The organism is Streptomyces sp. NPDC025793 (assembly GCF_055558375.1).
On record NZ_JBVHMR010000019.1, the window covers coordinates 21,209 to 33,596 of the forward strand.

The 12,388-nt window shown below is 70.3% G+C and carries 10 protein-coding genes; 9 read left to right on the top strand and 1 reads right to left on the bottom strand.

Going from position 1 to position 12,388, the window contains the following annotated elements; genetic code table 11:
- The first annotated feature begins 27 nt into the window (after positions 1-27).
- Positions 28-1,590 carry an alpha/beta fold hydrolase gene (locus ACZ4MF_RS30410; RefSeq protein WP_467495102.1) on the top strand — a complete coding sequence of 521 codons (1,563 nt, stop codon included), beginning with the start codon at positions 28-30 and terminating at the stop codon, positions 1,588-1,590.
- A gap of 62 nt (positions 1,591-1,652) precedes the next feature.
- The gene (locus ACZ4MF_RS30415; RefSeq protein WP_467495103.1) at positions 1,653-2,051 is read left to right on the top strand and encodes a RidA family protein; all 399 of its coding nucleotides are present in this window, start codon (positions 1,653-1,655) and stop codon (positions 2,049-2,051) included.
- 27 nt (positions 2,052-2,078) lie between these two features.
- Here ACZ4MF_RS30415 and ACZ4MF_RS30420 read toward each other — a convergent pair whose 3' ends face one another.
- Positions 2,079-2,663, bottom strand: coding sequence for an adenylosuccinate lyase (locus ACZ4MF_RS30420; RefSeq protein ID WP_467495105.1), 585 nt, complete (start codon positions 2,661-2,663; stop codon positions 2,079-2,081).
- A 385-nt stretch (positions 2,664-3,048) separates the two neighbouring features.
- On the opposite strand from ACZ4MF_RS30420, the gene ACZ4MF_RS30425 reads away from it, so the two are divergent.
- The 7 genes from ACZ4MF_RS30425 to ACZ4MF_RS30455 all read left to right on the top strand — a co-directional run bounded on the left by ACZ4MF_RS30425 (position 3,049) and on the right by ACZ4MF_RS30455 (position 12,340).
- On the top strand, positions 3,049-4,860 hold the full coding sequence (locus tag ACZ4MF_RS30425) for a 3-hydroxyacyl-CoA dehydrogenase family protein (protein WP_467495107.1): 1,812 nt from the start codon (positions 3,049-3,051) through the stop codon (positions 4,858-4,860).
- Between the two features lie 160 nt (positions 4,861-5,020).
- Complete coding sequence (locus ACZ4MF_RS30430; RefSeq protein ID WP_356025421.1) at positions 5,021-5,836, top strand: TetR family transcriptional regulator; 816 nt, start codon at positions 5,021-5,023, stop codon at positions 5,834-5,836.
- Between the two features lie 402 nt (positions 5,837-6,238).
- Positions 6,239-7,576 (top strand): crotonyl-CoA carboxylase/reductase, encoded by a 1,338-nt coding sequence (gene ccrA / locus ACZ4MF_RS30435; RefSeq protein WP_467495309.1) that lies wholly within the window; start codon positions 6,239-6,241, stop codon positions 7,574-7,576.
- 26 nt (positions 7,577-7,602) lie between these two features.
- The gene (locus ACZ4MF_RS30440) at positions 7,603-9,651 is read left to right on the top strand and encodes a protein meaA (protein ID WP_467495108.1); all 2,049 of its coding nucleotides are present in this window, start codon (positions 7,603-7,605) and stop codon (positions 9,649-9,651) included.
- A complete protein-coding gene (locus tag ACZ4MF_RS30445; protein ID WP_467495110.1) occupies positions 9,648-10,613 on the top strand; it encodes an HpcH/HpaI aldolase/citrate lyase family protein in 966 nt (321 codons plus the stop codon). The genes ACZ4MF_RS30440 and ACZ4MF_RS30445 overlap by 4 nt, the downstream gene beginning before the upstream one ends.
- Before the next feature lie 5 nt (positions 10,614-10,618).
- Complete coding sequence (locus ACZ4MF_RS30450) at positions 10,619-11,131, top strand: MaoC family dehydratase (RefSeq protein ID WP_467495112.1); 513 nt, start codon at positions 10,619-10,621, stop codon at positions 11,129-11,131.
- 3 nt (positions 11,132-11,134) lie between these two features.
- Positions 11,135-12,340 (top strand): acyl-CoA dehydrogenase family protein, encoded by a 1,206-nt coding sequence (locus tag ACZ4MF_RS30455; RefSeq protein WP_467495114.1) that lies wholly within the window; start codon positions 11,135-11,137, stop codon positions 12,338-12,340.
- Positions 12,341-12,388: the final 48 nt, after the last annotated feature.

The window sequence follows — 12,388 nt, forward strand, 5'->3', positions numbered from 1 at the left end:
GCCGAACCCGCCGTCCCGGGAGGACCCATGAGAAGACGCGCAGCCGTGCTGTGCGCTGCCGCCGCCGTGGTGGCGGGCTCGGTCACCGCCGTCCCCGCGCACGGGACCCCGGCCGCCCCCGCCGCCCGGCTCGCCTGGAAGAAGTGCGGCTCCGGCGACTACCCGACGCTCCAGTGCGCCTTTCTGAAGGTGCCGCTGGACCACGCGAACCCGGCGGGCCGGCAGATCACGCTCGCCCTGTCCCGCGTCCCGCACACGGCGAAGACCTTCCAGGGCCCGCTGCTCGTCAACCCCGGCGGCCCCGGCGGCAGCGGGCTGCGGCTCGCCGGATTCGTCGCCTCGGCACTGCCGAAGAACGTCGCCGCCCAGTACGACGTCGTCGGCTTCGACCCGCGCGGCGTCGGCAGGTCCTCCCCCGCGCTGGACTGCTCGCCCGGCCACGCCAAGCCGGTGCGCCCGGACTCCCTGCCCGTGACACCGGCGCTGGAACAGGCGAACATCGCGCGCGCCAAGGCCTTCACCGCCGCCTGCTTCCGCAGACACGCCGACGTGCTGCCCTACATCGACACCGTCGGCGCCGTACGTGACATGGACGCCATCCGCGCGGCCCTCGGCGCCCCGAAGCTCAACTACTTCGGCTACTCCTACGGCACCTATCTCGGCGCGGTCTACGCCAAGCTGTTCCCCACACGGGTGCGCCGCCTGGTGCTCGACTCGATCGTCGACCCGACCGGCGTCTGGTACCGGGACAACATCGGCCAGGACTACGCCTTCGACGACCGCCACCGCGCCCTGATGGCCTGGATCGCCCGGTACGACGCCACGTACCACCTCGGCACGGACCCCGCGAGGATCGAGGCCCGCTGGTACGCGATGCGCGCGGCCCTGGCGAAGAAGCCGGCCGCCGGCAAGATCGGTGCCGCAGAGCTGGAGGACACCTTCGTCCCCGGCGGCTACTACGACGGCTACTGGCCCTACCTCGCCGAGGCGTTCGCGGCGTACGTCCGCGAGGGCGAGACCGGGCCGCTGGTGGAGGCGTACGAGAACCTCGGCGCCGTGGACCACACGGGAGACAACGGCTACAGCGTCTACTCGGCGGTGCAGTGCCGGGACACCTCCTGGCCCGCCTCCTGGAACCGGTGGCGCGCGGACACCTGGCGGGTGTACGGCAAGGCGCCGTTCTTCGCCTGGAACAACGCCTGGTACAACGCGCCGTGCGCCTTCTGGCCGGGCGTGCGGCGCGCGCCGGTGAACGTCGCCAACGCCGAGCTGCCGCCGGTGCTGCTCTTCCAGGCGACCGAGGACGCGGCCACGCCGTACCCCGGCGGTGTCCGGGTGCACCAGCTGCTCGCCCGCTCCAGCCTGGTGGTCGAGCAGGGCGGCGGCAACCACGGGATCACGCTGGGCGGGAACTCCTGCCTAGACCGGTATCTGAGCGCCTATCTGGCGGACGGCCGGGTACCGCGCGCTGCCGCCGGTGCGGCCGACGCGGTGTGTGCGAAGACCGCCGATCCGAAGCCGCGGACGGGGCGGGCGGCGGCGGCCTCGCCGGGGTCGGCACTTCACCGGTTGCTCGGGACGCGCCCGTAGAGGCGCCTGGCGGCGGCCTCTTTTTCGGGGCGTTGTCAGTGCCGTGGGTCACCATGGGACCCATGAGCGAACCGATCCGCATTCCCGCCCCCGAGGGCGTCGCGCCCGCCGCCCAGTACAGCCATGTGGTCACCGCGAGCGGGCGGCTCGTCGCCGTGTCCGGTCAGCTTCCCCTGGACGAGAAGGGGGAGTTGGTCGGCGCGGGCGACGCCGCGGCGCAGGCCCGGCAGGTGTTCGAGAACCTGCGGCGGTGCCTGGCCGCCGCGGGCGCCGGTTTCGAGCACGTCGTCAAGCTGACCTACTTCGTGACGGACACGGCCCATCTGCCGGCGATCCGTGCGGCCCGCGCCGCCCACATACCCGACGACCGGCTGCCCGCGTCCTCCGCGGTCCGGGTGGCGGGGCTGGTCGCGCCGGAGTTCCTGATGGAGATCGAGGCGCTCGCGGTGGTGGCCGGGTGAGCGCCCCGGGTGGCCGCTGACCCGGTGTCACCTCGCCTCCTTCTGCTGGGGGATGCGCGCCAGGGCGTGCACGGCCGCCTCCGCGAGGGCCGGGTGGGCCAGCGCCTCGTTCAGGACCCGGCGGGCGCGGGGATCGCCGAGGGTGCCGAGGCCCTCCACGCACGCGAGGGCGACCCTGCGGTAGGGGTCGTGCGGGCGCAGCCGGCGCTCCAGGGTGGTGATGAGCGCGGGCACGGACTCCGGGGCGCGCAGCGCGGCCAGCAGGCGCACCGGGTGCAGGGCATAGGCGACGCGCAGTTCGTTGGTGGCGAGGGCGGCGGCGGCGCGGGCGGTGCGCGGATCGCCGAGGCGGGCCAGGGCGTGCGCGGCGGAGGCGCAGCGCGGGGGGTCACGGTGGTTGAGGAGCAGGACCAGCGACTCGAAGGCGCGCCGGTCGCCCGCGCACCCGAGGCGGAACGCGGCCAGTTCCCTGGCCCACAGCGGCTGTCCCGGGGCGGTGAGCACCTCCGCGAGTTCGTCGTCGTCCTGCGTCGCCAGCAGCCGGTCGAACGCCGCCGAGCCGCGCGACTCCTGCCGTAAGCGCTCCGTGAGCGATCGCAACTCTTCGTCCACGAAGTCCAGCGTAGGCGGGTGACGGCCGCAGGGGGAGCTACATCACACAGTCCGATGCGAGCACCCCTCTGGCGCGCTCGTTACCCGCCGGTTAAGCTCAGACGAGCGAGTTACCCACTCGCATCTTCCGCTGGCGACGGTTTGGTGACGCAGCCGCCGCACGCGTAGTCGGTTCGGTACGTCAGTACCGATGTACGGCCGGGCTCCGGGACAGGGCCGGTCGGATTCCCGCCGTTCGGACGGGCGTTGTGCGCGCCCGTGGCACCGGCACCACCGGGCGTGTGCGCTCGCAGCCCGGCAACACCCGCATTCCTCACGCCCCGTGGTGCGTCTTCGGCGCACCCGGCGCGCTCCTCGTCGTCACCCTCTTTTCTGGAGTCCCGCGATGGCCACTCCCCTGTCCCCCCAGTCCGGCACCGCCGCCACACCGAAGACGATCGCCGTCGTCGGTCTCGGCACCATGGGCACCGGCATCACCGAGGTCCTCGTGAAGGCCGGCCGCGAGGTGATCGGCATCGACGTCAGCGAGGCACAGGCCGCGCGCTGCGTCGCGACCCTGGAGACCTCCACCGCCCGCGCCGTGGAGCGCGGCCGGCTCACCGAGCAGGAGCGCGCCGACGCCCTCGGCCGGCTGCGCACCGGCACCGACCTCGCGGCGGCGGCCGACGCCGACCTCGTCATCGAGGTGGCCCCGGAGTCGTACGAGGTCAAGCACCGGATCTTCCGCGAGCTGGACGGCGTCGTCCGCCCCGACACGATCCTCGCCACCGGCACCAACGCCCTGTCCGTGACCCGGCTCGCCGCCGACTCCGCGCACCCGGAGCGGGTGCTGGGCCTGCACTTCTTCAACCCGGCGCCCGCGATGAAGCTGGTCGAGGTGGTCTCCTCGGTGCTGACCGCGCCGAGCGCCGTCGCCGCCGTCACCGACCTCGCCATGGAGCTCGGCAAGGAGCCCGTCGCGGTCGGCGACCGCCCCGGCTTCGTCGCCGACGGCCTGCTGTTCGGCTACCTCAACCAGGCCGCCGCGATGTACGAGGCCCGCTACGCCTCCCGCGAGGACATCGACGCGGCCATGCGGCTCGGCTGCGGCCTGCCGATGGGCCCGCTCGCCCTGCTGGACCTGATCGGCATCGACACCGCGCGCACGGTCCTGGAGGCCATGTACGCCGAGTCCCGTGACCGGCTGCACGCCCCCGCGCCGATCCTGAAGCAGTTCAGCGAGGCGGGCCTGACCGGCCGCAAGTCCGGGCGCGGCTTCTACAGCTACGAGGCGCCGGGCAGCGCCACGGTCGTCCCGGACGCCCTGACCCCGGCGGACGGGGACGCCGGGACCGCCGGCCGCACCGTCCGCTCGGTCGGCGTCGCCGGCTCGGGCACCATGGCCTCCGGCATCGCCGAGGTGTTCGCCAAGGCGGGCTACGAGGTCGTGCTGGCCGCCCGCAGCGCGGAGAAGGCCCAGGCCGCCAAGGCCCGGATCGGCACGTCGCTGTCCCGCTCGGTCGACAAGGGCCGGCTGACCGCCGAGGCAGCGGCCCAGGTCCTGGACCTGATCACCCCGGCCGGGTCCTACGACGCCTTCGCCGGCGTCGACCTGGCCGTCGAGGCGATCGCCGAGGACCTGGAGGTCAAGCGGGAGCTGTTCCGGACGCTGGACAAGGTCTGCAAGCCGGGCGCGGTCCTCGCCACCACCACCTCCTCGCTGCCCGTCGTCGCCTGCGCCCGCGCCACCTCGCGCCCGCAGGACGTCATCGGCATGCACTTCTTCAACCCGGCGCCCGCGATGAAGCTGGTCGAGGTCGTGCGGACCGTGCTCACGGCCGACGACGTCCACGCCACCGTCCGCGAGGTCTGCGCGAAGATCAGGAAGCACGCGGTGGACTGCGGCGACCGGGCCGGTTTCATCGTGAACGCGCTGCTGTTCCCGTACCTGAACAACGCGATCAAGATGGTCGAGGAGCACTACGCGTCCCTCGACGACATCGACGCCGCGATGAAGCTCGGCGGCGGCTACCCGATGGGCCCCTTCGAGCTGCTGGACGTGGTCGGGCTGGACGTCTCGCTGGCCATCGAGAAGGTCCTGCACCGCGAGTTCCGCGACCCGGGCCTCGCCCCGGCCCCGCTGCTGGAGCATCTGGTGGCGGCGGGCTGCCTCGGCCGCAAGACCGGCCGCGGCTTTCGCGAGTATGCCCGCCGCTGACGGCGTCGGCGACCGGTCCCACGCGGAGACGGACTGGGGCGGGCTGCTCGATCCCGCCGCGCGTCTCCTCCCCGCCCGGGCAGGCGGTCCCCCGCCCGTCCCGGGTGGGGAAACCCCCACACCTGCGCAAAGAGCTGCGCACATGCAGTACGTTCGGGGCATGTCCCAGCCCGCCAAGTCCTCACGTACACCAGCTACGCCCGACGCGCCGGAAAGTGCCGCAGGCAGTCGCGCCGCCGCCCAGCGGCTCAAGATGCGCCGGGAGCTGGCGGCCGCAGCCATGGAGCTGTTCGCGACCAAGGGGTACGAGGCGACCACGGTCGACGAGATCGCGGCCGCCGCCGGGGTGGCCCGCCGCACCTTCTTCCGCCACTTCCGCTCCAAGGAAGAGGCGATCTTCCCGGACCACGACGACACGCTGGTCCGCGCCGAGGCGGTCCTCAACGCCGCCCCGGCGCACGAGCACCCGCTCGACACCGTGTGCCGCGGCATCAAGGAAGTCATGAAGATGTACGCGGCGCAGCCGGCCATCTCGGTCGCCCGCTACAAGCTCACCCGCGAGGTGCCCACCCTGCGCGAGGCCGAGATCGCCTCGGTGGCCCGTTACGAGCGCCTGTTCACGCGCTACCTGCTCGGCCACTTCGACGAGCACGCGCACGCCGACGACGTGGGCGACGACCCGCTGCTGGCCGAGGTCGCCGCCTCCGCCGTCGTCACCGCCCACAACCACGTCCTGCGGCGCTGGCTGCGGGCAGGCGGGCAGGGGGACGTGGAGACGCAGCTCGACCACGCCTTCGCGATCGTGCGCAAGACGTTCGGCACGGGGATCGGCGCGGGCCGCGGCCCGGCACCGCGTACGCCCGCCGCCCCGGCCACGTCGTCGGTACAGGGGGAGGTCCTGGTGACGGTGGCCCGGACGGACGCCCCGCTGGAGGAGGTCATGCGGACCATCGAGCAGGCACTCAAGGAGCGCTGAGCGCCTCTCCTCCCGTCTCCCGGCTGTGATGACGGCCACCCCTCGGGGTGGCCGTTTTGCCATGTCAGGGCCCGTTTTTGAGCAGAATTCCGGACGCGTTCGATCGATCATCGCTCATTTGTTACGTAAAGATTTCATCTGAGGGCTTGTTCTGGCACTCAGTGCCTTGCCACCTGACACGCGGTGTCATACGTTGAAGGTGTCCGGCCTGTCCCGGCGAGCCCACCAGCTCGTGCGCCGGACGCCTGCGTCACAGGCAACCTCCCGCGCCACAAAGCGCTGCCGAAACACCACTGCGCCGAACCGACGGCACTCTCAGCACCGAAAACCCTCAGCAGCACCGACGAACCCTCAGCGCCCCCTCCCTCAGGGGCGTTCACCGCCGGAGGCAACACCGTGACCATGAAGGACATCCTGGACGCGATCCAGTCGAAGGACGCCACGTCCGCCGACTTCGCCGCCCTGCCGCTCCCCGAGTCGTACCGCGCGATCACCGTGCACAAGGACGAGACGGAGATGTTCGCGGGGCTCTCGACCCGCGACAAGGACCCGCGCAAGTCGATCCACCTCGACGAGGTGCCCGTGCCCGAACTCGGCCCGGGCGAGGCCCTGGTGGCCGTCATGGCCTCCTCGGTCAACTACAACTCGGTGTGGACCTCGATCTTCGAGCCGCTGTCCACGTTCGGGTTCCTGGAGCGCTACGGCAAGGTCAGCGAGCTCACCAAGCGGCACGACCTGCCGTACCACGTCATCGGCTCCGACCTCGCGGGCGTCGTCCTGCGCACCGGCCCGGGCGTCAACGCCTGGAAGCCCGGTGACGAGGTCGTCGCGCACTGCCTGTCCGTCGAGCTGGAGTCGAGCGACGGGCACAACGACACGATGCTCGACCCCGAGCAGCGCATCTGGGGCTTCGAGACCAACTTCGGCGGCCTCGCCGAGATCGCGCTCGTCAAGTCCAACCAGCTGATGCCGAAGCCGGGACACCTGAGCTGGGAGGAGGCGGCGGCCCCGGGCCTGGTCAACTCCACCGCCTACCGCCAGCTGGTCTCCCGCAACGGCGCCCAGATGAAGCAGGGCGACAACGTGCTCATCTGGGGCGCCAGCGGCGGACTCGGCTCGTACGCCACGCAGTTCGCGCTCGCCGGCGGCGCCACCCCGATCTGTGTCGTCTCCTCGCCCCAGAAGGCCGAGATCTGCCGGAAGATGGGCGCCGAGCTGATCATCGACCGCAGCGCCGAGGGCTACCGGTTCTGGAAGGACGAGAACACCCAGGACCCGCGCGAGTGGAAGCGGTTCGGCAAGCGCATCCGTGAACTGACCGGCGGCGAGGACGTCGACATCGTCTTCGAGCACCCCGGCCGCGAGACCTTCGGCGCCTCCGTCTTCGTCACCCGCAAGGGCGGCACGATCGTCACCTGCGCCTCGACCTCCGGGTACAACCACGAGTACGACAACCGCTACCTGTGGATGTCCCTCAAGCGCATCATCGGCTCCCACTTCGCCAACTACCGCGAGGCCTGGGAGGCCAACCGCCTCATCGCCAAGGGCAAGATCCACCCGACCCTGTCGAAGGTGTACGCGCTTCAGGAGACCGGGCAGGCCGCCTACGACGTCCACCGCAACCTGCACCAGGGCAAGGTCGGCGTCCTGTGCCTCGCACCCGAGGAGGGCCTCGGGGTGCGCGACGAGGAGATGCGCGCCCAGCACATCGACGCCATCAACCGCTTCCGCAACATCTGAGGACACGAGGACACCCGGGGTCATAGATGACAGAGCGTCAGCCCGCCGACGGCAAGCGGGAGAAGGACCGGCCGTGGCTCATGCGCACGTACGCCGGCCACTCCACGGCCGAGGCGTCCAACGAGTTGTACCGGCGCAACCTCGCCAAGGGCCAGACCGGCCTGTCGGTGGCGTTCGACCTGCCGACGCAGACCGGCTACGACCCGGACCACATCCTCGCCCGCGGCGAGGTCGGCCGGGTCGGCGTGCCCGTCTCGCACCTCGGTGACATGCGCCGGCTGTTCCAGGACATCCCCCTGGAGCAGATGAACACCTCGATGACGATCAACGCGACCGCCATGTGGCTGCTGGCGCTCTACCAGGTCGTCGCCGAGGAGCAGGGCGCGGACATCACCAGGCTCCAGGGCACGACCCAGAACGACATCGTCAAGGAGTACCTGTCCCGGGGGACGCACGTCTTCCCGCCGGGGCCCTCGCTCCGGCTGACGACGGACATGATCGCGTACACGGTGTCCCACATCCCCAAGTGGAACCCGATCAACATCTGCAGCTACCACCTGCAGGAGGCCGGCGCCACGCCGGTGCAGGAGATCGCGTACGCGATGTCCACCGCCATCGCGGTCCTCGACGCCGTGCGCGACTCCGGCCAGGTGCCGCCGGAGCGCATGGGCGACGTGGTCGCCCGGATCTCCTTCTTCGTCAACGCGGGCGTCCGCTTCGTCGAGGAGATGTGCAAGATGCGGGCGTTCGGCCGCATCTGGGACCAGGTCACGCGCGAGCGGTACGGCATCGAGAGCCCCAAGCAGCGCCGCTTCCGCTACGGCGTCCAGGTCAACTCGCTCGGCCTGACCGAGGCGCAGCCGGAGAACAACGTCCAGCGGATCGTGCTGGAGATGCTGGCCGTGACGCTGTCCAAGGACGCACGCGCGCGTGCCGTACAGCTCCCCGCCTGGAACGAGGCGCTGGGCCTGCCCCGGCCCTGGGACCAGCAGTGGAGCCTGCGCATCCAGCAGGTGCTCGCCTACGAGAGCGACCTGCTGGAGTACGAGGACATCTTCGAGGGCTCGAAGGTGATCGAGGCGAAGGTGGACCAGCTGGTCACCGACGCCTTCGCGGAGATCGGCCGGATCCAGGAGATGGGCGGCGCGATGGCCGCCGTCGAGTCCGGCTACCTGAAGTCGCAGCTGGTCTCCTCGCACGCCGAGCGCAGGGCCCGGATCGAGTCCGGCGAGGAGAAGATCATCGGTGTCAACGCCTTCGAGGGCACCGAGCCGAACCCGCTGACGGCCGACCTGGACACCGTGATCCAGACGGTCGACCCGGCGGTCGAGGCCCGCGTCATCGCCGCGCTCCAGCACTGGCGCGACACGCGCTACCAGCCGCCCTTCAACCACCCGCGCCCGTGCAAGGCGCTGGAGCGGCTGAAGGAGGCCGCCAAGGGCACCGAGAACCTGATGGAGGCCACGCTGGAGTGCGCCCGCGCCGGTGTCACGACCGGCGAGTGGGCGGGCGCCCTGCGTGAGGTGTTCGGCGAGTTCCGGGCGCCCACCGGGGTCTCCTCGGCGCCGGTCGCGGTCCCCGTCGAGGCCGGCTCCGCGCTCGCCGACGTGCGCGCCCGGGTCGACGCCACCGCCCGCGACCTCGGGGTGGGCAAGCTGCGCTTCCTGGTCGGCAAGCCCGGCCTGGACGGTCACTCCAACGGCGCCGAGCAGATCGCGGTGCGCGCCCGTGACGCCGGCTTCGAGGTGGTCTACCAGGGCATCCGGCTCACCCCGGAGCAGATCGTGGACGCGGCCCTGGCCGAGGACGTGCACGCGGTGGGCCTGTCGATCCTGTCCGGCTCGCACGCCCAGCTCGTCCCGGACGTGCTCCAGCGGCTGCGTGTGGCCGGTGCCACAGATATACCGGTGATCGCCGGTGGCATCATCCCGAATGGTGATGCCGAGCAGCTCAGGGCCGCCGGAGTAGCCGCCGTCTTCACCCCGAAGGACTTCGACATCACCGGAATCATCGGCGCCATCGTCGACGAGATCCGGAAAGCGAACAAGCTCGACCCCCTGGAGGTCCCCGCATGACGACCCCTGTCAACCGCCTTCGCCCGCGGCGCTCCTGCCTGGCCGTACCGGGCTCGAACCCCCGCTTCCTGGAGAAGGCCCAGGGCCTCCCGGCGGACCAGGTCTTCCTGGACCTGGAGGACGCGTGCGCGCCGCTCGCCAAGCCCGAGGCGCGGCACACCATCGTCAAGTTCCTCAACGAGGGCGACTGGACGGGCAAGACGCGCGTCGTGCGCGTCAACGACTGGACGACCGAGTGGACGTACCGCGACGTCGTGACGGTGGTCGAGGGCGCCGGCCAGAACCTCGACTGCATCATGCTGCCGAAGGTGCAGACGGCCGAGCAGGTCGTCGCCCTGGACCTGCTGCTGACCCAGATCGAGAAGACCATGGGCTTCGAGGTCGGCAAGATCGGCATCGAGGCGCAGATCGAGAACGCGCAGGGCCTGAACAACGTCAACGCCATCGCGCAGGCCTCCCCGCGCGTCGAGACGATCATCTTCGGCCCGGCCGACTTCATGGCCTCCATCAACATGAAGTCCCTCGTCGTGGGCGAGCAGCCGCCCGGCTACCCGGCGGACGCCTACCACTACATCCTGATGAAGATCCTGATGGCGGCCCGCGCCAACAACCTCCAGGCGATCGACGGCCCCTACCTGCAGATCCGCAACATCGACGGCTACCGCGAGGTCGCCCAGCGGGCCGCCGCGCTCGGCTTCGACGGCAAGTGGGTGCTGCACCCCGGCCAGGTCGAGGCGTCCAACGAGATCTTCTCGCCCTCCCAGGAGGACTACGACCACGCCGAGCTGATCCTGGACGCGTACGACTACTACACGTCCGAGGCGGGCGGCAAGAAGGGCTCCGCGATGCTCGGCGACGAGATGATCGACGAGGCCAGCCGCAAGATGGCCCTGGTCGTCTCCGGCAAGGGCCGGGCCGCCGGTATGCAGCGCACGTCGAAGTTCGAGATCCCGGAGGCCTGAGCGCGATGCAGTTCGGACGCACCTACGAGGAGTTCGAGGTCGGGGCGACGTACAAGCACTGGCCCGGAAAGACGGTCACGGAGTACGACGACCACCTGTTCTGTCTCCTCACCATGAACCACCACCCGCTCCACATGGACACCAACTACGCCGAGAAGACGACGGACTTCGGCAAGAACGTGGTGGTCGGGAACTACATCTACTCGCTGCTGCTCGGCATGAGCGTGCCGGACATCTCCGGCAAGGCGATCGCCAACCTGGAGATCGAGTCGCTCAAACACGTGGCGCCGACCTTCCACGGCGACACGCTCTACGGCGAGACGACCGTGCTCGACAAGTGGCCCTCGAAGTCGAAGAACGACCGCGGGATCGTCTACGTCGAGACCAAGGGCTACAAGCAGGACGGCACGCTCGTGTGCACCTTCCGCCGCAAGGTCATGGTGCCGACCGAGACGTACATCAAGGAGCGCGGCGGCGAGCAGCCCGGCCGCCCCGAACTCAAGCAGCAGGAGAAGTAGGCCATGGCCCGTCTCGCCCAGACCGCCGGTCTGACCGACGTCCAGCAGGAGATCCTCTCCACCGTCCGGGACTTTGTCGACAAGGAGATCATTCCTGTCGCGACCGAGCTGGAGCACCGCGACGAGTACCCGCAAGCGATCGTCGACGGGCTGAGGGAACTCGGCCTGTTCGGTCTGATGATCCCCGAGGAGTACGGCGGCCTGGGCGAGTCCCTCCTGACGTACGCGCTGTGCGTCGAGGAGATCGCCCGTGGCTGGATGTCCGTCTCCGGCATCATCAACACCCACTTCATCGTCGCGTACATGCTCAAGCAGCACGGCACGCAGGAGCAGAAGGACCACTTCCTGCCCCGCATGGCCGCCGGCGACATCCGCGGCGCCTTCTCGATGTCGGAGCCGGGCCTGGGCTCCGACGTGTCGGCGATCACGTCGAAGGCGGTCAGGGACGGCGACGAGTACGTCCTGAACGGCCAGAAGATGTGGCTGACGAACGGCGGCACGTCCTCGCTCGTGGCCGTTCTCGTCCGCAGTGACGAAGGCCACCCGGAGGGCACGGCCCCGCACAAGTCGATGACGACCTTCCTGGTCGAGAAGGAGCCGGGCTTCGGCGAGGTCCGTCCGGGCCTCACCATCCCCGGCAAGATCGACAAGATGGGCTACAAGGGCGTCGACACCACCGAGCTGATCATGGACGGCCTGCGGCTGCCGGCCGACCGGGTGCTCGGCGGCGTCACCGGCCGCGGTTTCTACCAGATGATGGACGGCGTCGAGGTCGGCCGGGTGAACGTGGCCGCCCGCGGCTGCGGCGTCGCCCAGCGCGCCTTCGAGCTGGGGGTGAGCTACGCCCAGCAGCGGCACACCTTCGGCAAGCCCATCGCCCAGCACCAGGCGATCCAGTTCAAACTGGCCGAGATGGCGACCAAGGTCGAGGCCGCCCATGCGATGATGGTCAACGCTGCCCGCAAGAAGGACTCCGGGGAGCGCAACGACCTGGAAGCCGGGATGGCGAAGTACCTGGCCTCCGAGTACTGCAAGGAGGTCGTCGAGGACGCCTTCCGCATCCACGGCGGCTACGGCTTCTCGAAGGAGTACGAGATCGAGCGTCTGTACCGCGAGGCGCCGATGCTGCTCATCGGTGAAGGTACCGCCGAAATCCAGAAAATGATCATCGGTCGCAGGTTGCTCGAAGAGTATCGATTCCAGGGCTGATTGTCCGGGTAAGGGGTGTTTTCTTCGAGAAGAAGATCACACCCCGTA

Bases quoted from the DNA above. Each gene is read 5' to 3' on its own strand.
- ACZ4MF_RS30410 (WP_467495102.1), top strand. From the start codon at position 28: ATGAGAAGACGCGCAGCCGTGCTGTGCGCTGCCGCCGCCGTGGTGGCG.
- ACZ4MF_RS30415 (WP_467495103.1), top strand. From the start codon at position 1,653: ATGAGCGAACCGATCCGCATTCCCGCCCCCGAGGGCGTCGCGCCCGCC.
- ACZ4MF_RS30425 (WP_467495107.1), top strand. From the start codon at position 3,049: ATGGCCACTCCCCTGTCCCCCCAGTCCGGCACCGCCGCCACACCGAAG.
- ACZ4MF_RS30430 (WP_356025421.1), top strand. From the start codon at position 5,021: ATGTCCCAGCCCGCCAAGTCCTCACGTACACCAGCTACGCCCGACGCG.
- ccrA (WP_467495309.1), top strand. From the start codon at position 6,239: ATGAAGGACATCCTGGACGCGATCCAGTCGAAGGACGCCACGTCCGCC.
- ACZ4MF_RS30440 (WP_467495108.1), top strand. From the start codon at position 7,603: ATGACAGAGCGTCAGCCCGCCGACGGCAAGCGGGAGAAGGACCGGCCG.
- ACZ4MF_RS30445 (WP_467495110.1), top strand. From the start codon at position 9,648: ATGACGACCCCTGTCAACCGCCTTCGCCCGCGGCGCTCCTGCCTGGCC.
- ACZ4MF_RS30450 (WP_467495112.1), top strand. From the start codon at position 10,619: ATGCAGTTCGGACGCACCTACGAGGAGTTCGAGGTCGGGGCGACGTAC.
- ACZ4MF_RS30455 (WP_467495114.1), top strand. From the start codon at position 11,135: ATGGCCCGTCTCGCCCAGACCGCCGGTCTGACCGACGTCCAGCAGGAG.